Consider the following 20,150-nt stretch of genomic DNA (forward strand, 5'->3'; position numbering starts at 1 on the left):
GGTCAGCGAACGGCAGGCAGGCGGATTGCTCGCGGACATCATGCCCGTGCGGGTCGAAACGGGCAACCGGGCGGGTGAAAGTCACGCCGGGCGCGTTCGGTGGCACGGCAGCCGATGTTGCGGCCTACGTTCGCTTCGACTCTCGATGGAGGGCAGCACGATGCTTCAGAACCCGGGTGACGTTGCGCGCGCAAGCTATCGCGCGTATGCCGACAAGGACCGCGATGCGATCGAAGCGCTGATCGCGCCGGATTTTCATTTCACGAGTCCGCTCGACAACCGGCTCGACCGCGACACGTATTTTCGGCGCTGCTGGCCGAACAGCGTGACGCTGGCGCGTTTCGATTTCGTCGACGTCGCGGTTCACGGCGAGCACGTGTTCGTCGTGTACGAGGCGGAAACGGTGGACGGCAGACGGTTCCGGAATGCGGAGCGGCTGCGTGTGCGCGACGGGCGGATCGTCGAGGCCGAGGTGTACTTCGGCTGGAATGTGCCGCACGATGCGTGCGACGGCGGCTTCGTCGACGCGCGCGGTTGACGGGAGAAAAGCGGGAGAAAAGCGGGCGAAAGCGGGCGGGCCGTTCGTCGCGAAACGGATGACGAAGCGGGCCGACCGTTACCGCATCACACCCACAGCCGGTACATCCAGAACGATTCGTCCTCGAGAAAGCGTTGCGTGAATTCGCTCGGCGAGAACCCCGTGATGCGCTTCACTTCGCGGCTCAGGTGCGCCTGATCGGCGAATCCTTCGTCCAGCGCCAGCGTCGCCCAGTTGAACGCGGCGCCGGCTTCGAACCGGTCGCGCGCCGCGAAGAACGCGCTTTCCGTCCTGACCAGCGCCTGCCATTCGCGCAGCGACCGGCCGCTGTAGGCCTTGATGCGCCGTTCGACCTGGCGCGGGCCGTGCGTGCCGCGCCACTCGCGCGCCTGCAGCGCGAGACGCTCGACCCAGCTGCGCCCCGCGTCGCGTAGCGACGACAGCGGCGTCGCAGGCCGCAGCGCCTGCCAGCGCGGCGCGAGATGCCGGTCGATCGCCGTCAGTACGTCGGCGTCGCGATCCGCGCCGATCAGCGCGTCGAGCAACGGGTGCCAGTCGCGGCCGAGGCACGCGTGCGCGTCGCGCACGCGATCGTGAATGTCCGGCAGCGCGAGGCCGAACAGCGTCCGCGCCGCATCGGCGGTGAAGCAGATCATGCCGATCCGCCCGCCCGTCGGCGCCCACGCGACGGTGGGAGTCGAATGGCTGCCCGACAGCGTCGCCGCGGCGCCGAAGGGGCGCCATTGCACGCCGTCGGCGGTGCGTTCGATGAAGCCCGCGTCGAGACCCCGATACCACGACACGCAGACGAGCGGCGTGGCCGGAAAGTGCGAGAGCCGCTGCGCGTCGGTCAACGCGAAGCCGCGCGTATCGTGCAGCGCGATCGCGACCACCGCGCCCTGCAGCGCTGCCGGTGCGGGATGCAGCCGCGCATGCGGCGAGCGCCCGTCGATCAGCACGCGCGGGGCGCGTGCCAGCGGATCGGGGCAAAACGGCGGGATCGATGGCGGGCCGGAGAACATGACGCCGGAGTATAGGGACCGGCCGTATGCATGTCGATGTCGTTTGCGTTCAAGACCGCCGGTTCGCCGACGCGGACAATCCGCCGCATGAACACACGATCGTCTTCCCAATGTCCATTCCATGCGGGCACGGCTGCGCCGGCGCCCGTGCTTCACCCGCCCGGCGTATGGCCGCCGGGGCCGCGCGCCGGCCTGACGGGGTGGGGGCTGCTGCGCGCGATGTCGCGCGACCTGATCGGCACGCTGGCCGGCTGGCAGCGCGCGTACGGCGACGTCGTGCACCTGCGCGTGTGGCCCGAGCACGCGGTGGTCGTGACCGATCCGGCGCTCGTGCGCGAGCTGCTGGTCACGCATCACGACGCGCTCGGACGCTGGGAGCGCGCCATTCGCGTATTCGCTCAGGTCCACGGCCATAGCGTGCTGGTCGCCGAAGGCGATGCGTGGCGCGACAAACGGCAAGCGCTGCAGCCGAACTTCATGCCGAAGCCGGTTCAGTCGTTCGTTCCGGCGATCGCGGCGACCGCCGGTCATGCCATCGCGCAGTGGCCCGCGAGCGATCCCGACTGGCCGATCGAAAGCGCGCTGACGTCGCTCGCGATGGACGTGATCATGCGCACGATGTTCTCCAACGCGATCGGCGACGATGCGCGCGCCGCCGAGGACGCGGTGCGCGTGGTGAGCGCCGCGGCCAACGCGGCGTTCTACGTGCCGGCAAGCACGCCGGACTGGATGCCGTGGAAGCGCGGCAAGGTGCGGGCGATGGCGGTGCTGAACGAACTGATCGACCGGCAGCTGCATGCGCGACTCGACATGCCTGAGCGGATCTGGCCGGACGATCTGCTGTCGCGCCTGTTGCGGCTGCATCGCGCGGATGCGCGGCGATGGCCACTGCGGGCCGTGCACGACGAATGCATGACGGCGTTCCTCGCGGGCCACGAGACGACGGCCGGCGCGCTGACCTGGTGGGCGTGGTGCATGGCCACGAACCCGGCCGCGCAAGCTGCCGCGCGCGACGAGGTCGCCCGCACGCTGGGCGGCCGCGCGCCGTCGGCCGAGACGCGATCGTCGTTGCGCTACCTGACGCAGACGCTCGACGAAACGCTGCGCCTGTATCCGTCCGCACCGATCCTGATCAGCCGTCGCGCGTCGCGGCCGATTGCGCTCGGCGCGTGGCAGTTTCCCGCGCGGACGCTGTTCATGCTGCCGTTGCAACTGATGCAGCGCGATGCGCGATGGTTTCCGGAGCCCGATGCGTTTCGCCCGGAGCGCTTCGCCGGCGATGCGCCGGCTGCGCCGCGCGGCGCGTACATGCCGTTCGGCACCGGCCCGCGCGTCTGCCTCGGACAGCATCTGGCGATGACGGAGATGACGGTCGTGGCCGCAATGGTTCTGCAGCGTTACGTGTTGTCCGTGCCGCCCGGCATGACGCCGCCGCGCGAGGTGCTGAACGTGACGCTGCGGCCGGAGCGGGCGTTGCATCTGGCGATCGCCCCGACGGGGCTGACGGCCGATACGGTCTCCGCATGACGGGGCATGAGCGGTCGATTCGACCCGGCCTGCATCGCGCGTTTGATTGACGCGATGTCATCGAATCGTCGGAATGTGAATGCGTGCCGGCAACTGCTTGCGCCGACACTGGCGCGGCGTCGCGCAGCACCTATGCTTGAAGGGCCCAGGCCGGGCGGAGCCCAAGGAGGATGGTCATGCGCATGCTTCTCAACATACGAATCCCTCACGAGCCGTTCAACACGCTGGTGCGCGACGGCAGCGTCGGCGACGTGATCTCGCGAATACTCGAAGCGGTCAGGCCGGAGGCCGTGTATTTCACGGAGCAGGGCGGCGGGCGCGGGGCGGTCGTGATCGTCGATCTGGACGACCCGTCGCAGATCCCGGCGCTCGCGGAGCCGTGGTTCCTGATGTTGAATGCAGACTGCGAGTTCCGCGTGGTGATGCTGCCGGACGATCTCCGGAACGCCGGGCTCGCGCAAATCGGCGCGAAGTGGAAGTAGCAGGACGCTGCGCATGACCGTGCCGCTGCCCGAAACCCGGGCGGGCGGCATGGCGCGGTGTTCGCGCGCGGGCTATTGCGCAGACTGCGACGGCTCGACGTTCGCGGATGTCCTGCTCCTGGGCCGCAGCAACAGCAGCAGCCCGCACAGCGCGGCCGCGCCGACAAAAATGAAGAACACCCTTTCGTTCCACGCTTTCAATGCGTCGGATGCATATCCGCCCGCATTCCCGGCCGCCGCGCCGGCTTCCAGCAGGAACGTGAATACGGCCGGCACCGGCGCGGAACCCAGATAGGCCAGGAACGCGAACTGCAGCCGGCCGCGCGTCAGGATCGACCAGACATCCTTTCCCATCAGGCACGCGATCAACACGAGCGGCGGCACGAGCACGATCGATGCGGCGCTGATGGCGCACAGAAACAACCAGCCAAGTCCGACGAGCGGAATGAGCGACATGGATCGGGATTCCTGTTTCCGGGCAGCGTTGTTGTCGACGGTGCATCCGTATGTGCTTCACCGGATGACCACGGAATGCGGCGATTCACGGATATTGCACGATTCCGCGCCCGTGCCATCCGTCCTCGTCGATGCGCTCATCCCGCCGCGTCTTCGCCCAACGCCTGGATGAACCGCGAAAACAGCTCGGGCTGCGACGAAATACCAAGCTTCGCGTAAAGATGCCGCCGGTGCACCTTCACCGTTTCCGGTGAAATCGCGAGCCGCTCGGCGATCGCCTTCGACGAATTGCCGCGCAGCACCATTCTCGCGATCGACATCTCGCGATCGGTCAGCACGCCCGCGCCGAAGCGTGCGAGCGCCTGCTCGACACGCGCGCCGAGATCGGCGTCGGGCGTCGCGCGCGCGGCGTCGCCGACCAGCCGCCAGTGCTGCCGGATCGTCGCGAGCACCCAGGGCATCGCGGCCGTCAGCTTGCCGAGCGGCTCGACGTCGAAGCGCGCGGCCGCGCCGAGCGACAGCGACAGCAGCATGTCGGCGTTCGGCCGCACGAGGATCTGGATCTCGTCGTCGCCGACCGCATCGCGGAAGTAGCTCAGGAAATACTCGCTTTGCCGGAACAGGTCGGGCGCGACTTCCTCGAGCCGGTAGCAGCCGTCGGCGAGCCCGTCGTGCGCGGCCTGCAGGAACGGGTCGAGCAGATATAACCCGTTCAGGTAAAGCGGCACCGGCGACGCCTTGTCGGTGCCGCCCGTGTCGTATTCGTCGAGCACGAGCGGCACGCCGTCGCGGCCGACCGCGGTCGCGAGCGCGTTGTCGAACGGCGCCATTTCATTGAGCAGCAGCACCAGGAACCGCCAGAAGCGAGGCTGGCCGAGATGATCGATAACGCGGCCAAGCGCCTGGTGCATCGCGATTTCGGAGAAGAGTCGATCCATACCACCACCGGAAGGGCGTAACACGAAGGGGGAATAGCGGTCCTGAAATTGGCTTCCTAGACTGCCACGCAATCAATCGGGCCCGAGTATGGGTGTTCAAAAAAGAGCAGCATAGGATGGAGAACGAAATGGCGATGATGTCGGAATCGACGGGCACGCTGCAAGCGGCGCCTGCAACGGAAGACGCGCCGCGCGCGCTGTCGCAGACGCTCAGCGTGCGCGATGCGGTGATGATCACCGTGTCGGGCGTGACGCCCGCAAGCTCGATCTTCGTGATCGCGCCGTTCGCGATCCAGCAGGCCGGCAGCGGGGCCGTGCTGTCGTTCGTGCTCGGCGGCGTGCTCGCGCTCGCATTCGCGCTCTGCTACGCGGAGCTCAGCGCCGCGCACCGCAGCGCGGGCGGCGAATACGTGATGGCCAAGCGCGTGTTCGGCACGCTGCCCGGCTACCTGACCTTCATCACGGTGCTGTCCGTCAGCGTGTTCATTCCGGCCGTGCTCGCGAGCGGCGCGGCGCCGTACCTGAACAACGCGCTCGGCACGCACTTCAGCAACCAGTCGGTCGCGCTGACGATCGTGCTGCTCAGCTACGTGCTCGGGATGCTGAACATCAAGACGAACGCGTGGATCACCGGCGCGTTCCTCGTCGTCGAGATCGGCGTGCTGATGCTAATCGCGGGGCTCGGCTTCGGGTCGCCGCACCGCGGCGCGGAAGCGCTGATCGCGCCGGTCGTCGCGAGCGGCAACGCGCTCGTGCCGGCGACGCTCGCCGCGATCGTGCCGGCGATCGGCACGGCGATCTTCTGCTACAACGGCTTCGGTTCGGCCGCCTATCTCGCGGAAGATCTGCGCGGCGGCAACCGCAACGTCGCGAAGGCGGTGATCTATTCGCTGCTCGTGATCCTCGTCGTCGAACTGGTTCCGCTCACGGCCATCGTGCTCGGCGCGCCGTCGCTCACGGAACTCACGAAAAGCACCGACCCGATCGGCTATGTCGTGCGTTCGCTGAGCAACCCGGCCGTGTCGCGCGTCGTCAGCGGCGGGATCTTTCTGTCGGTGTTCAACGCGATCATCGCGATCGTGATCACGATGGGGCGCCTGCTGTACAGCAGCGGCCGGCACGCGCTCTGGTCGCGCACCTGCAACCGTGCCTTCTCGACGATCCACCCGCGCCTCGAATCGCCGTGGCTCGCGACGCTCGCGCTTGCCGTGCCGTCGGCGGGGCTCGTGTTCGTGTCGAGCCTGGACGAGCTGACCGCGTTCACGGTCGACCTGCTGCTGCTGATTTATCTGGTGGTCGGGCTGGCCGCGCTCGCGAGCCGGCTGGTGCGCCGCGACGTCGAACATCACTACCGGATGCCGCTGTGGCCCGTGACGCCGCTCGTCGCGGTGGCGGGCGCCGGATATACGCTCTACACGACGCTGGCGACGGCGACGAAACCGACCGACCTGATCATCATCGCGGGGCTGCTGGTTGCGGCGCTCGTGATGTACGTGATGTGGGCGCGCCACAGCGAAGCGTTCCGCTCGCTCTGAGCGCCGGATCGACACCTTGCCTCACCGAAACACCGAACCATTGAAAGACTGGAGGAATTGCATCATGCGCACGAGGGATCTCGGCATCCGCATCGGACTCGGCACGCCGGGCCGCTTCAACGCGATCACGGACGTTCCGGGCGTGCGGGTCGGACATTGCACGTTGAACGTCGAGAACGGCGACGCATCGATCCGCAGCGGCGTCACCGTCATCGAGCCGCGCGCGGGCGCGGCGCACGACTCGCCGTGCTTCGCGGGCGTGCACGTGCTGAACGGCAACGGCGACGCGACGGGGCTCGAATGGATCCGCGAGGCCGGCCTGCTCACGACGCCGATCGCCTATACGAACACGCACAGCGTCGGCGTGGTGCGCGACGCGCTCGTCGCGAACGAACGTGAAGCGGCCGCCGGCCGCGTGTACTGGTGCATGCCGGTCGTGATGGAAACCTACGACGGGTTGCTGAACGACATCTGGGGGCAGCACGTGAGCGCCGCGCACGTGCAGCGCGCACTGGCCGCCGCGCAGTCGGGGCCGGTCGCCGAAGGCGGCGTGGGCGGCGGCACCGGCATGATCTGCCACGAGTTCAAGGGCGGCATCGGCACCGCGTCGCGCGTGCTCGCCGCCGACGCGGGCGGCTGGACCGTCGGCGCGCTCGTGCAGGCGAACTACGGCGTGCGCGAGATGCTGCGCGTCGCCGGTTATCCGGTCGGCGAAGTGCTGCGGCACGTGCATTCGCCGTTCCGCGCGCCGGACGCCAAGGGCGAGGCCGGCATGGGCTCGATCGTCGTCACGATCGCGACCGACGCGCCGCTGTTGCCGCATCAGTGCACGCGGCTCGCGCAGCGCGCGAGCGTCGGGCTTGCGCGCGTCGGCGGCGGCACGGAGGATTCGAGCGGCGACATCTTCCTTGCGTTCGCAACGGGCAACGACGGGCTGCCGGCGGCCAGCTACGGCAGCAAGGGCGCGCCGACGACCGGCGTGAACATGGTCAACAACGATCATATTTCCGCGCTGTTCGTCGCGGCGGCGGAGGCGGTGGAGGAGGCGATCGTGAATGCGCTCGTCGCGGGCGGCGACGTCGAGTCGCGCGGCGCGCGGGTCGAGGGGCTCGGGCAGGCGCGCTTGCTGGATGCGTTGCGCGAAGTGGGCTGGCGGCCGGGGCGCGGCGCCTGAAACGGCATGCGCCGCTTCAATCGAAGCGGCGTTGGACGGGGCGGCGATGCGGCGATCGGCCGGTGCGCCGCCCGCCCGCGCATGCGATGCGGGCGTTGCGGGCCTGGCCGTGACGACGCGGCGTCATGCTCAGCTGCCGAAGTAGATGTTGCAGAAGCTGACGGGGCCGACACATGCGTTCGGGTCTTCCTGCTTCGATTGCGAGCGATCGACGCGGCCTGCGGCCTTGACGGCTTCGGCGCGGTTCGCCTGTTGCTGCGCGACGTCGGCGGGCGCCGGCTGTGCGTGGGCGACAGCAGCGGTGAGCGACAGGGCAACGAGGGCGAGGTGAAGCGGCTTCATTTTGGTTTCTCCTGGGTGAGTGCCAGTTTCGCTGGCAGTGAAGAAACTATAGGCTCGTACTGCTTATAGATTAATCACCGCGGCTGTAGAGCTTATTTCCATTCGGAACAAGGATCAGGTTGCACACGCATCGATGTTCAATGGCGATGCCGGTTGAATGGCGCGTCCTTGTCCAGCAGCGCGCTGCGCATGAAATGCAGGCAGCCGACGATCCGCTGCATGCGATGACGCGCATCGGGCACCGCGTACCACGCCTGCAGCGTGTGCTGCGCCGCGCGGATCGCCAGGTTCACCGATTTCAGCGTGCGCGCGTGATGACCGGGCGTCGGATCGTCGAAGAAGCGCGGCAGTTCGTGCAGTACCGCATCGATCGAACCGGTCCAGCGCAGCGTCTGCGGCGGCCTGGATTCGCAGAACGCCCGCAGTTCGTCGCGCAGGTCGATCACTGCATGGCCGACCTCGAGCGTCGACAGCATCCAGCGCAGCGCGTCGCGATGCTGTCGCGTGCGTCGTACCAGCAGCGTGCGCAATTGCGCCATCAGGTCGTGCGTGCTCGACTGGAAGCGCTGCGCGAGGCCGTCCGGCGCGCCTTCGCACGCGAGCGTGACCTGGCGGCGCAGGTCGTGCGCGATACGGCCCGTGAGCCAGGGCATGTGGGTCGGGAACACGACCGCGAATACGAGCGAGCACGCGAGCATCGCGACGACGATGGCCAGCCCGTTGTTGATCAGCACCTCGGGCGTATACGCGATCGCGTTGTCGGGGCCGGCGAGCAGGCAGAAGAACACGGCGAAACCGATCCCGTAACCGGACAGGCCCGGCCGCATCGCGAGAAACGCGCCGAGCCCGAGCACCGGCGCGAGCGTCGCGCACAGCAGCGGGAAACCGTCGATGTTCGGATACACGTAGCACAGGAACAGGTAGCCGACGGCGGTGGCGAACGCCGCGCCGACGCTCATCTGCGCGACGAACTTCGGCGCACGCGGCGACGTCGAGCTGAGCGCGCACGCGATCGCGGTGGCGATCACCGCGAGCGGGCCGCTCGGCCATTCCGACGCGAGCCAGAACGCGCTCATCGCGCCGACCGCGACGATCGTGCGCAGGAACGCGAAGCCGACGAAGAACGAATTGGTCTTCACCGCGTAATGCGTGACCGAGCGCTCGAACGCGTGATCGTCCTGGTCGAGCGATGCGTAGGTATCCGCATAACCGAGATATTCGCCGATGAAGCGGTACATCAGCTCGATCGCGGTATCGAAGTCGAGCAGGCCACCGGCCGCGTGCTCCTCGATGTCGCGCCGCGACGCGCGCGCGGCTTTCGGCAACGCGCCATGGAAGCGGCGCAGTTCGAGCAGCGCGCCGGTGGCCGGTGCGATGCCGCGCTGCCGCTCGTCGCGCAACGCGGTGAACCGCTGCGCGAGCGCGTCGACGTGCGGCGCGAGCGCATCGAGCACCGCGTCGGCATGATTCGCGCGCAGGCGCTTGACGAGCTGGTGCAGCGCATGCAGCCGCGTGCATGCGTTCATGAACTCGCTGTTCAGCCGCGCGAGCCGGCGGCTGCGCGCGCGAATGTGCGGGTCCTCGAACGACGCGAACGCGCGGTTGGCCTCGAAGCCGACGATGTCGTCGACGAAATCGGCGAAGCGCCGCTCGAAATCGCCGCGTGCGACGTCGCCGGCGAGCGCGCCGGCCGTGAAGGCCGCGAACGTCGCATGGCGCGCGCCCAGCGAACGCATCAACGCCTTCGCCGAGCTGAGCGGCAGGATCAGCGCGCTGACCGCACCCGAGCAGGCAATGCCGAGCGCGACCTCCGCGGCGCGCGTGAGCGCGGACTGGAACAGCGTCTGCGGCGTCATCACCGCCGGCAGCCCGATCAGCGCGGCGGTGTAGCCGGCGAGCACGAAGCCGTACCAGCGGAAGTGCCGGTTGCGCACCGCGAGCGCGATGCAGCCGCCGATCCACAGCGTGATGCCGGCCATGTACAGCTCGGGCTGCTGCGCGAACAATCCGCCGAGCGCGAGCGCGGCGACGAGGCCGGCCGCCGTGCCGAGCACGCGATAGAAGCTCTTCGCGAACACCATCCCCGACAGCGGCTGCATCAGCACGAACACGGTCGTCATCGCCGTGCGCGGCTGCGACATCTCGAGGCGCATCGCGATGCCCATCGCCAGGAGCGCGGCGAACACGGTTTTCGCGAGATGCAGCCAGATCAGGCCGTCGCTCGTGGCCCAGTCGCGCGCCGCGTCGCCGAGCGGATCGAGCCATGTCCTCCATCGTGCCGGTTCGATGGAAGGTCGCTCGATCGCTGATTGTGGCTTCATGAAAAGAGGTGGCCCGTGCAGGGCCGGGCAGGGTGCCGCGGCACATCCGAACGGGGCCGTTCGACTGGTGAGGCGCCGATTGTAGGAGTGCGGCGCCCGCGCATTAACGCAGCTGCGGGGAAACGATAGTTGCAGCCTGAGTAACAATCTGTCGCATCCAGTGGAGGAAAATAGCGGCTCCGCTACAGGTTGCTCACAGGAATGGATACCCTACAAAACATGCGGGTGTTTACGCGCGTCGTCGAGACGGGCAGCTTCACCGCCGCCGCGCAATCGCTGAATTCGACGACGGGCGCGATGTCGCGCGCCGTCTCGGAGCTCGAGGCGCGCCTGCGCACCCGTCTGATGAATCGCTCGACGCGCCGCCTCGCACTGACGTCGGCCGGCGAAAGCTATCTGCGGCGCTGCCGCCAGATCCTCGCCGACGTCGACCGCGCCGAAGAGGAAGCGAGCTGCGCGCACGAGCGCCCGGCCGGCGTGCTGCGCATGCACAGCTTCGCGAGCGTCGGCCATCACTATGTATTGCCCGCGCTGACGCGCTATCACGCACAGTTTCCGGACGTGTCGATCGAGCTGTCGCTGTCGCAGCGCATGCCCGACCTGTTCGACGGCACGAGCGACATGGCCGTCGTGACCGCGTCGTCGCTGCCCGATTCGGAACTCGTGTCGCACCTGCTCGGTTCGACGTTCAGCATCCTGTGCGCGTCGCCCGACTACGTGAAACGGCACGGCGCGCCGGCCCGTCCGCAGGATCTCGCCGCGCATGCGTGCCTGACGCTGTGCACGCCGGCGTTCCCGACGCACGAATGGGTGCTTGAAGGGCCGGAAGGCGTCGAGCAGATCCACGTCTCGGGGCCGGTGCAGACCAATACGGCCGAATCGCTCGCACTCGCGATCCGCGACGGCATCGGGATCGGCATGCTGCCGCTGTACTCGGCGATCGACGCGCTGCGCGACGGCACGCTCGTGCGCGTGCTGCCCGCGCATATCCTGCAGAAGATGAACGTGTATGCGCTGTATCCGTCGCGCCGCTTCGTCGATGCGAAGGTGCGGACCTGGGTCGAGATGCTGCGCGCGCAGGTGCCGGGCATGATCGCGCGCGACGTCGAGATGCTGAACGCGATCGGCCGCGAACCGCAGGCCGCCTGAGCAACCGGCGCACGCCGGCGCGTTGGCGGCTTCTTCGTGCCAGCGCGATGAACGCGAGGCCCGGGCGATACGCTTCATGCGGGCCTCGCGCTTCGTCACGTCGTCACAGTGCGGGCTTCGCCGCGGCGCCCGATTCGGTTGCCGGCTCGCCGGCCGGGCCGTAGGCGGCCTGTGCGGCTTTCTGCTCGGCAAGACGCTTCACGTGGAGCCGTTCCTGCGCCGCCATGATGTCCTCCGGATAGTTGCCGACTTCACCGCGCGCCGGATTGAAGCCGACCGACTCGAGGTCGATCAATTCCTGCAGCACCTGCGCGCGCGTGACGGGCGACTTCGCCGACTGGGCGAACGACAGGGCCGGTGCGGCAAGCAGGACGGCAGCGGCGGCGGTAACGACGAGCGATTTCACGATGTTCTCCTGAATACGGGGTAGGCGGCCGGTTCGACGCGCGATGCGCGCCCCGGACCTTCGATGCCAGTCTACGCAGCGCCCGTACGCGCAAAAACCCCGATTCCAGGCAGGCTCCCTTCCAGATGGCACAACATTGGCGCGCATCGCCCGCGTCGAACGCACCTGCGTGCGAAAGCAGGTGCGTTGCCGGCGAGCGATGCCGGATCAGGCGAATCAGAACCGCGTGCGCATCCCGATCGCGCCGACGATCTGGTTCGGCGTGCTCGACGCGCCGCCCGACCCGTTGATGAACGCCTGGTAGCCGCGCCCGGACGCATGCTGGTACATCGCTTCCGCATACACGTCGGTGCGGCGCGACAGCTTGTACACGGCCTGCAGGTCGACCTGGTGCCACTTCGGATCGGTGCCGTGCTTGCTGTCGGGGTTCGACACGCTGGCATCCGTGTACACGTAGGCCGCGCCGAGGCTGACCGCCGGCGTCACCGCATAGCGCACGTTCACGTCGTAGTTGTTGAACGCGACCTGGCCGGTGGAGCCGAACGAACCCGTGTTGTCGTATTGCGAGCGCGTGTACACGAAGCCGACGGTCGCGGGGCCGAACACGTAGCTGATGCCGCCGCCGTAGGTGCGCATGCGGTCCGAGCCGATCGACCAGCCGCCCTGGTTCAGGCTTTTCGCCTCGGCCGAATCGGTCGCGCCGGGGCTCGTACTCGTCGAGCCCTTCGTGCCGTTCATCTGCAGGTACGCGCCGGCCAGCTTCAGCGGGCCGTTCGTGTAGCTCGCCGCGACGCTGTATGCGCGGTTGGCGCCGAAGTTCGTCGAGTTGGAGAACGCGTACATCGCGCTGGCCTTGAAGCCCGCAACCGTTTCGCTCGTGTACTTGACCGCGTTGTTGATGCGCAGCGAGTGGTTCAGGTTGTCGTTGTCGAACGGATGCGCGAAGCCGGTATCGCCGAAGTCGCCGGACGTCGCGGACAACGGCGCGACGAAGTCGACCATCGTGTCGTACTGGCGGCCGAGCGTCAGCGTGCCGTAGCCGTTGCCGCTCAGGCCGACATACGCGTGACGGCCGAACAGCTTGCCGTCCTGGCCGAGTGCGCCGTTGTTCGCGTTGAAGCCGTTCTCCAGCACGAACAGCGCTTTCACGCCGCCGCCGAGATCTTCGGTGCCGCGCACGCCGAAGCGGCTGCCGTTGATCGTGCCGGTGGTCATGCGCCACAGCGAGGCGCCGCCGGCGTTGTTGGTATAGGCGATGCCGGCGTCGATCAGGCCGTACAGCGTGACCGAGCTTTGCGCGTGGGCGAGCGGGGCGAACAGCGCGGCGGTGCATGCGCCGGCGACGAGGGTTTTTTTCACGTAAAGGCTCCTGCGTGTGGGACTGGGAACGAAAGTTCGGCGCAAGTATAGGAATGCAAGGCGCGCGCAAGGCCGCCCGGGGCGGCGAGCGCACCTTTCCGGATCCCACAAGAGTCCTTCACAAAACTGACACGACGCGACGCGCATGCGCGACGCCGGCCGTTTGGGCGCGATCGCGCGCATGCCGCATCCGTTCGACGCGGGCCGGCTGTCGCGCCGGTGCAACATGCTCGGGATGTGGCGAGCCGGTTGATCGGCGCGGGCGACGCTTTCGTCGGGACGCGCGAGCCGGATCGCGCGGTCGTTTTCACGCATGCGGCGAAGGATCATCGCGTGAAGCCGTCCAACGGACTGCCGCGCGGCCGTGCGCTGATGGAGCCGGAGAAGGCCACGCCGACGGTTTGCCACGAGCATGTGATCACACGGCGCTCACCGGAGCGCGTCACGCATCCGGGTTGATGCGAACGACGCGCGCCAGCCGTCCGGACTCATGTATTCACAAAATACATGAGTCGATTCGAAAAATACGTTTGTCTCATGAGAGAGGGCGGCCTAGGATGCGTTCCTGATGACGGCGCGCGCGTTGCGCGCCGTTCTTTCGATTTCCGTTCGCCGACCTCATGCGCCCCGATCTCCCGTCCGCTCCCGCTTCCTCCTTGCCACCGGCCAGCCCGTTTGCCCGCGTGGCCGTCGTCACGATCCTCACCGGCGTCGGCGCGGGCTTCGGCGGCATGCTGCTCGCGCTGCTGCTGCATGCGATCCAGCACGTCGCGTACGGCTACAGCATCGCGCACGTGATCGGCACCGAGAGCTTCCTCTCGGGCGTGACGGCCGCCGATCCGCTGCGCAGGCTTGCTGTGCTGGTCGGGTGCGGGATCGTCGCCGGCGGCGGCTGGTGGGCGCTTTACCGGTACGGCCGGCCGCTGGTCAGCATTCGTCGTGCGGTCCGCGCGGCCGATCCGCGGATGCCGTTGGTCAGCACGACGGTTCATGCGCTGCTGCAGATCGTCACCGTCGCGCTCGGTTCGCCGCTCGGCCGCGAGGTTGCGCCGCGCGAGATCGGTTCGCTGCTCGCCGGGCGGCTCGCGCATCGCGCGGGGCTCACGCCCGACGACTGCCGGCTGATGGTCGCGTGCGGTGCGGGCGCGGGCCTTGCGGCCGTCTACAACGTGCCGCTCGGCGGCGCGATCTTCGTGCTCGAAGTGCTGCTCGGCACGTTCGAATTGCGCGCGCTGCTGGTGGCGGTCGTGACGTCGGCGATTGCGGCGGCCGTCGCGTGGATCGGCCTCGGCAACGAACACCAGTACACGGTGCCCGCGTTCGCGCTGAGCGCGCCGCTCGTCGCATGGTCGATCGTCTGCGGGCCGCTGTTCGGTTTCGCCGCGTACGGCTTCGTGAAGCTCACGACCCGCGCGCGGGCGAATGCACCGAAAGATTGGCGGCTGCCGGTGCTCGCGCTCGTCAACTTCACGGTGATCGGCGGGCTCGCGTTATGGTTTCCGCAACTGCTCGGCAACGGCAAGGGCCCCGCATCGCTGGGCTTCGACGGCACGCTGACGATCGGCCTCGCGGCCGTGCTGCTCGTGCTGAAGGTGTTGATCGAGGCAGGCAGCCTGCGGGCCGGTGCTGAAGGCGGCCTGCTGACGCCGGGCCTCGCGAACGGCGCGCTGCTCGGCGTCGTGCTCGGCGGGCTGTGGAGCCTCGTGTGGCCCGGCGCGTCGATCGGCGGATGCGCGCTCGTCGGCGCGACCGCGTTTCTCGCCGCGTCGATGCAAATGCCGATCACGGCGGTCGTGCTGATGGTCGAATTCACGCGTGCGAATCACGACAGCCTCGTGCCGATGTTGGTGGCCGTGGCCGGCTCGCTCGTCGCGTACCGGTTCGCGCAGCGGCTGGCCGAGCGGCGCGAAAAGGCGATCGCCGCCGTCACGACGCCGGTGGCCGCCACCCGCTGAAGCCCGGGCATCGATCATTTTCAGGCGGCGCCGCTCGCGCCGCTCGACGCCGTTTTCATCCCCGTTTCCTGATTGCGCGCTCCAGCGCGCGTCCGCCGGTTCTGTGCCAGAATCCGCGCGATTCCGCGCCAGCCAACAACGAACGACACGCGCGCGGACGTTCATATCAGGAAACGAGGAGCTCAACTTGATTCAGCGCATTTCACGCTTCTTCACGCAGGTGGTCCACCGCGTGTTGCCCGACCCATTGATTTTCGCGATCCTGCTGACGATCGTGACCTTCGCGCTCGCGTTCGGCCTCACGCCGAATACGCCCGTGCAGCTCACGACGATGTGGGGTTCGGGTTTCTGGAACCTGCTCGCGTTCTCGATGCAGATGGTGATGATTCTCGTCACCGGCCACGCACTCGCGAGCTCGCCGCCCGTCAAGCGCATGCTCGTTGCGCTGGCAAGCACGGCCCGCACGCCGGGGCAGGGCGTGATGCTCGTCGCGTTCGTCGGCGCGCTCGCCTGCGCGATCAACTGGGGCTTCGGGCTGGTGCTCGGCGCGATGCTCGCGCGTGAAGTGGCGCGCCGCGTGGCCGGCAGCGATTACCGGCTGCTCGTCGCATCCGCGTACATGGGCTTCCTGAGCTGGCATGGCGGGCTGTCGGGCTCGGTCCCGCTCGTCGCGGCCACGAAGGGCAATCCGATGGAAAAGACCATCGGGCTGATTCCCGTGTCGCAGACGATCTTCACCGGCTACAACGCGTTCATCACGATCGGGCTGATCGTGATGCTGCCGTTTCTCGCGCGGATGATGATGCCGAAGCCGGGCGACGTCGTCAGCGTCGATCCGGCGCTGCTCGCCGAGCCGCCGAGCGTCGAGCGCAAGCTCGGCCCCGACGCGACGTTCGCCGAGCGGCTGGAAGAGAGCCGCCTGCTGTCGATCTTCGTCGCGGCGCTGTGCGGGGCATTCCTCGTGCTGCGATTCGTGCAGAAGGGTTTCGCGCTCGACATCGACACCGTGAACCTCGCGTTTCTCGCGGCCGGCATCCTGCTGCACCGTACGCCGATGGCCTATGCGCGCGCGGTGGCCGGTGCGGCGCGCGGTGCGTCGGGGATCATGATCCAGTTTCCGTTCTACGCGGGCATCCAGGCGCTGATGGATCACTCGGGGCTCGCGGGCGTGATCACGAAGTGGTTCGTCGATATCGCGAACGTGCACACGTTCCCGCTGCTCGCATTCCTCAGCTCGGCCGTGATCAATTTCGCGGTGCCGTCGGGCGGCGGCCACTGGGTCGTGCAGGGCCCGTTCGTGATGCCGGCCGCGCAGGCGCTCGGCGCCGATCTCGGCAAGGCCGCGATGGCGATCGCCTACGGCGAGGCGTGGACCAACATGGCGCAGCCGTTCTGGGCGCTGCCCGCGCTGGCGATCGCCGGGCTCGGCGTGCGCGACATCATGGGGTACTGCGTGACGACGCTGCTGTTCTCGGGCGTCGTGTTCGTCGCGGGGATGTATCTGTTCTGACGAGGCAAGGCGCGATGCGGGCGGGATTCGATGCCCGCATCGCGCCGGCCGTCAACCGTGCGACCGCGCTTCGGACCGTTCGTGTCCATGACGCAGGGCGAGGCTCGCGAACGCCGCGACGATGAGCGCGGCCGCCAGCAGCGTCAGCCCGTTCTTCGCGTTGCCGGTGGCCTGCTCGATCGCGCCGACGACGGTCGGTCCGACGAAGCCGCCGAGCAGCCCGCACGTATTCACGAGCCCGAGCCCGCCGGCCAGTGCGCTGCCGCCGAGCCGCGACGACGGAAACGTGAACACGATCGACTGCACGACGAAGAACATCGACGCGGCCACGCACACGCAGGCGAGCCCCGCGACCGGCGACGTATGCGCGGCGCCGACCATGCCGGCCGCCATCACGACCAGCCCCGCGCACAGCATCCGGCGTGAATGGCGCGACTCGCGCGCAAAGCGCGGCAGCGTCGCCGCCCCGACCGCTGCGGCGAGCCAGGGCAGCGCGGTCAGCAAGCCGACCGCGAACGGAGAAAAGCGTCCCGACGCGCCGATGATGCCAGGCAGGAAGAAGATCACCGTATAGATCGTCAACTGATGGCAGAAGTACACGAAGATCGCGAGCCAGATCTGCGGATCGCGCAACGCGGCGCCGAACGCGTGGCCGCCGTGCGTGTCGACGCCCGCATCCTGTTCGGCGGCCAGCGTGCGCTCGAGTGCGCGGCCGGTTTCCGGGGAGAGCCACGGCGCGGTGCTCGGGCGATCCGGCAATCGCGTCCACACGACGAACGCGAGCAGGATCGCCGGAATGCCTTCGACGACGAACAGCCATTGCCAGCCGTGGAAGCCGAGCGTGCCGTCGAGTTCGATCAGCGCGCCGGCGAGCGGCCCGCCGACGATGTTGGCGATGCACACGCCGAGCAGGAAATAGCCGGTTGCGCGCGCACGTTCCTCGCGGCCGAACCAGTACGTCAGATACAGCATCACGCCGGGAAACAGGCCCGCTTCGGCGGCGCCCAGCAGCAGGCGCATCACGTAGAACGACGTCTCGCCGCTGACGAACGCCATCGCGATCGACAATGCGCCCCACGTGACCATGATCCGCGTGATCCAGAAGCGCGCGCCGACGCGATGCATGATCAGGTTGCTCGGGATCTCGAAGAACGCATAGGTCAGGAAGAACAGGCCCGCGCCGAGCCCGTACGCGGCGGATGAAATGCCGAGATCGACCCCCATCGAGTGTTTGGCGAACGCGATGTTGGTGCGGTCGAGGAAGCTGATCACGTACGCGGCGATCAGCAGCGGCATGAGTTTGCGGAACAGCAGCCGGTTCAGCGACGCGCTCGCGTCGCCGGCGGCGGAAGGCAAGGCCTGAGCGTGTTGAGTGGACATGCGGACGACTCCGGTAAGGGCGAACCGGCGCGCACGGCAAGCACGGCGCGCCGCGTTCGGCAGATGCCGCTGCGAGGTGCGCAGCGGATGGGCAGACGACGGAGCCGCGCCGGCGGCGCTCGAACGGAGCGGGGCGATGATGGGCGTCCTGGCGCCGGCCGGTTCGGGCCGGCGCCTTGTCACTGCGCTTGCGGGTCCTGGTTTTGGGGCGCTACCCGACGATCAGAAATTCACCGCGTCGCCGCCCTTGAGGGCGAGCATCGCGCGCGCCTCGGCCGGTGTCGCGATCTCCAGCGACAGGCCTTCAAGGACTTGCCGCATCTTCAATACCTGCGCGGCGCTCGATTCCGCGAGCTTGCCCGGCGCGATCCACAGCGAATCCTCGAGCCCGACGCGCACGTTCGCGCCCTGCGCGGCGCCGATCGTCGCGAGCGGAATCTGGTTGCGGCCGGCGCCGAGGATCGACCACACGTAATCGTCGCCGAACAGGCGGTCGGCCGTGCGGCGCATGTGCATCAGGTCCTCCGGGTGCGCGCCGATGCCGCCGAGCAGGCCGAACACGCTCTGGACGAAGAACGGCGGCTTCGCGAGCCCGCGGTCGACGAAATGCGCGAGGTTGTACAGGTGCGAGATGTCGTAGCACTCGAATTCGAAACGCGTGCCGTTCGCGCCGCAGCGCGTGAGGATCGTTTCGATGTCGGCGAACGTGTTCTTGAAGACGAGGTCGCGGCTCTTCTCGAGATGTTCGCGTTCCCACGGATGCTTCAGCTCGCGAAAACGCTCGAGCATCGGATACAGCCCGAAGTTCATCGAGCCCATGTTCAGCGAGGCGACCTCGGGCTGGAAATGCAGCGCGGGCTGCAGCCGCTCGTCGACCGTCATGTGCGGGCTGCCGCCCGACGTGAGGTTGATGACCGCATCGGTCTGCGCCTTGATGCGCGGCAGGAATTCCGCGAACACGGCCGGATCCTGCGTCGGCTTGCCGTCGGACGGGTTGCGCGCGTGCAGGTGCAGGATCGCCGCGCCGGCCTGCGCGGCCGCGACGGCGGCCGTCTCGATCTCGTGCGGCGTCACGGGCAGGTAGGGCGACATCGACGGCGTATGGATCGCGCCGGTCGGGGCGCAGGTGATGATGACTTTGCGAGCGTTTGCCACGGATGGATTCCTTTCGGTGAGCGATGCAGGAGGGCTCAGAGCACTTCGACGTTGCCGCAGACGGAAATCGCCTGTCCGGTGATCCCGTGCCCGCCCGGCGAGCACAGGAACAGCGCGGTCGCGGCGATCTCGGCCGGATCGGTCATGCGCCGCAGCGAGATCTTCTCGAGATAGCGTTGTTCCATTTCGTCGTAGCCGATGCCGAGCTGCTGCGCGCGCGCCTCGATCACGCGGCGCATCCGTGGGCCGCGCACGATGCCGGGCTGGATCGCATTCACGCGGATGCCGAGCGGCCCGAGCTCGATCGCAAGGCTTTTCACGAGGCCGACCACGGCCCACTTGGTCGCCGCGTAGGGCGTGCGGAACGCGTAGCCGAGCCGGCCCGCGACCGACGACAGCGCGATGATCGCGCCGCCGTGCTTCGATTCGCGCAGCAGCGGCACGGCGAGGCGCGCGAACTGGAATTGCGCGGTCAGGTTGATCGCGATGGTTTGCTCCCACTGCACGGGGTCGATCTCGTCGATGCCACCGGTCGGGCCCGCGATGCCCGCGTTGTTGACCAGCACGTCGAGGCCGCCGAGCGTGGCCGATACGTCGGCGAACACGCGCTCGACGGCGGCCGGATCGGATACGTCGGCCAGCGTCGCGCCGATCGCACCGGCGCCGGCGCGAGGCGGCCGGTCGGCGAGTGCCGCGATCGCGGCTTGCGACGCGTCGCATACATGCACGCGCGCACCGCACTCCGCGAACGCGTCGGCGATGTCGAGGCCGATGCCCGATGCGCCGCCCGTCACGAGAACGCGCAGGCCGTCATAGGGTTTCAGCAGGTCGGAAGCTGTCATGCCGGGTTGTCTCCATGGTTGATGTTGTCGGCTGATGCGGCCGCGCGATGGCGGCAAGC

At 68.2% G+C, this 20,150-nt stretch carries 19 protein-coding genes; 9 read left to right on the forward strand and 10 right to left on the reverse strand.

Annotated features, from left to right (window positions below):
- The first annotated feature begins 160 nt into the window (after positions 1-160).
- On the forward strand, positions 161-538 hold the full coding sequence (locus tag BBJ41_RS20325; RefSeq protein ID WP_069750280.1) for a nuclear transport factor 2 family protein: 378 nt from the start codon (positions 161-163) through the stop codon (positions 536-538).
- An 86-nt stretch (positions 539-624) separates the two neighbouring features.
- On the opposite strand, the gene BBJ41_RS20330 is transcribed toward BBJ41_RS20325, so the two are convergent.
- On the reverse strand, positions 625-1,560 hold the full coding sequence (locus tag BBJ41_RS20330) for a helix-turn-helix domain-containing protein (RefSeq protein WP_069748136.1): 936 nt from the start codon (positions 1,558-1,560) through the stop codon (positions 625-627).
- Positions 1,561-1,779: 219 nt separating this feature from the next.
- Between BBJ41_RS20330 and BBJ41_RS20335 the strand changes: the two genes are divergently transcribed.
- Both BBJ41_RS20335 and BBJ41_RS20340 read left to right on the forward strand, forming a co-directional pair.
- Positions 1,780-3,087, forward strand: a complete 1,308-nt coding sequence (locus BBJ41_RS20335; protein ID WP_236872155.1) for a cytochrome P450 — start codon at positions 1,780-1,782, stop codon at positions 3,085-3,087.
- Between the two features lie 176 nt (positions 3,088-3,263).
- Positions 3,264-3,569: a panthothenate synthetase gene (locus BBJ41_RS20340; protein ID WP_069750282.1), complete on the forward strand. Its 306-nt coding sequence runs from the start codon at positions 3,264-3,266 to the stop codon at positions 3,567-3,569.
- Positions 3,570-3,641: 72 nt separating this feature from the next.
- Here the strand turns inward: BBJ41_RS20340 and BBJ41_RS20345 are convergent, their stop codons facing one another.
- Together BBJ41_RS20345 and BBJ41_RS20350 are read right to left on the reverse strand one after the other, a co-directional pair.
- Positions 3,642-4,025: a hypothetical protein gene (locus BBJ41_RS20345; RefSeq protein WP_069748137.1), complete on the reverse strand. Its 384-nt coding sequence runs from the start codon at positions 4,023-4,025 to the stop codon at positions 3,642-3,644.
- A gap of 137 nt (positions 4,026-4,162) precedes the next feature.
- Positions 4,163-4,963, reverse strand: coding sequence for a helix-turn-helix transcriptional regulator (locus BBJ41_RS20350; RefSeq protein ID WP_069748138.1), 801 nt, complete (start codon positions 4,961-4,963; stop codon positions 4,163-4,165).
- A 128-nt stretch (positions 4,964-5,091) separates the two neighbouring features.
- On the opposite strand from BBJ41_RS20350, the gene BBJ41_RS20355 reads away from it, so the two are divergent.
- Positions 5,092-6,498 (forward strand): APC family permease, encoded by a 1,407-nt coding sequence (locus BBJ41_RS20355; RefSeq protein ID WP_069750283.1) that lies wholly within the window; start codon positions 5,092-5,094, stop codon positions 6,496-6,498.
- A 64-nt stretch (positions 6,499-6,562) separates the two neighbouring features.
- The gene (locus BBJ41_RS20360; protein WP_069748139.1) at positions 6,563-7,672 is read left to right on the forward strand and encodes a P1 family peptidase; all 1,110 of its coding nucleotides are present in this window, start codon (positions 6,563-6,565) and stop codon (positions 7,670-7,672) included.
- Positions 7,673-7,801: 129 nt separating this feature from the next.
- Here the strand turns inward: BBJ41_RS20360 and BBJ41_RS20365 are convergent, their stop codons facing one another.
- A complete protein-coding gene (locus BBJ41_RS20365; RefSeq protein WP_069748140.1) occupies positions 7,802-8,014 on the reverse strand; it encodes a hypothetical protein in 213 nt (70 codons plus the stop codon).
- 137 nt (positions 8,015-8,151) lie between these two features.
- Positions 8,152-10,335, reverse strand: coding sequence for an FUSC family protein (locus tag BBJ41_RS20370; RefSeq protein ID WP_069748141.1), 2,184 nt, complete (start codon positions 10,333-10,335; stop codon positions 8,152-8,154).
- Between the two features lie 201 nt (positions 10,336-10,536).
- On the opposite strand from BBJ41_RS20370, the gene BBJ41_RS20375 reads away from it, so the two are divergent.
- A complete protein-coding gene (locus BBJ41_RS20375) occupies positions 10,537-11,484 on the forward strand; it encodes a LysR family transcriptional regulator (RefSeq protein WP_069748142.1) in 948 nt (315 codons plus the stop codon).
- Positions 11,485-11,587: 103 nt separating this feature from the next.
- On the opposite strand, the gene BBJ41_RS20380 is transcribed toward BBJ41_RS20375, so the two are convergent.
- Together BBJ41_RS20380 and BBJ41_RS20385 are read right to left on the reverse strand one after the other, a co-directional pair.
- Complete coding sequence (locus BBJ41_RS20380) at positions 11,588-11,890, reverse strand: DUF4148 domain-containing protein (RefSeq protein ID WP_069748143.1); 303 nt, start codon at positions 11,888-11,890, stop codon at positions 11,588-11,590.
- Between the two features lie 216 nt (positions 11,891-12,106).
- Positions 12,107-13,249: a porin gene (locus tag BBJ41_RS20385; RefSeq protein WP_069748144.1), complete on the reverse strand. Its 1,143-nt coding sequence runs from the start codon at positions 13,247-13,249 to the stop codon at positions 12,107-12,109.
- Between the two features lie 333 nt (positions 13,250-13,582).
- Here BBJ41_RS20385 and BBJ41_RS41925 point away from each other — a divergent pair, with 333 nt between their 5' ends.
- From BBJ41_RS41925 to BBJ41_RS20400, 3 genes are all read left to right on the forward strand, one after another.
- Positions 13,583-13,708, forward strand: a complete 126-nt coding sequence (locus BBJ41_RS41925; protein ID WP_257786493.1) for a hypothetical protein — start codon at positions 13,583-13,585, stop codon at positions 13,706-13,708.
- 161 nt (positions 13,709-13,869) lie between these two features.
- Positions 13,870-15,204 (forward strand): chloride channel protein, encoded by a 1,335-nt coding sequence (locus BBJ41_RS20395; protein WP_069748146.1) that lies wholly within the window; start codon positions 13,870-13,872, stop codon positions 15,202-15,204.
- A gap of 187 nt (positions 15,205-15,391) precedes the next feature.
- Positions 15,392-16,714 (forward strand): TIGR00366 family protein, encoded by a 1,323-nt coding sequence (locus BBJ41_RS20400; protein ID WP_069748147.1) that lies wholly within the window; start codon positions 15,392-15,394, stop codon positions 16,712-16,714.
- A gap of 51 nt (positions 16,715-16,765) precedes the next feature.
- Here the strand turns inward: BBJ41_RS20400 and BBJ41_RS20405 are convergent, their stop codons facing one another.
- The 3 genes from BBJ41_RS20405 to BBJ41_RS20415 all read right to left on the reverse strand — a co-directional run bounded on the left by BBJ41_RS20405 (position 16,766) and on the right by BBJ41_RS20415 (position 20,091).
- Positions 16,766-18,094, reverse strand: a complete 1,329-nt coding sequence (locus BBJ41_RS20405) for an MFS transporter (protein WP_069748148.1) — start codon at positions 18,092-18,094, stop codon at positions 16,766-16,768.
- Positions 18,095-18,316: 222 nt separating this feature from the next.
- Complete coding sequence (kce, locus tag BBJ41_RS20410) at positions 18,317-19,249, reverse strand: 3,5-dioxohexanoate:acetyl-CoA acetone transferase (protein WP_069748149.1); 933 nt, start codon at positions 19,247-19,249, stop codon at positions 18,317-18,319.
- Positions 19,250-19,284: 35 nt separating this feature from the next.
- The gene (locus BBJ41_RS20415) at positions 19,285-20,091 is read right to left on the reverse strand and encodes an SDR family oxidoreductase (protein ID WP_069748150.1); all 807 of its coding nucleotides are present in this window, start codon (positions 20,089-20,091) and stop codon (positions 19,285-19,287) included.
- Between the last annotated feature and the right edge of the window lie 59 nt (positions 20,092-20,150).

Source organism: Burkholderia stabilis (assembly GCF_001742165.1).
GTDB lineage: Bacteria > Pseudomonadota > Gammaproteobacteria > Burkholderiales > Burkholderiaceae > Burkholderia > Burkholderia stabilis.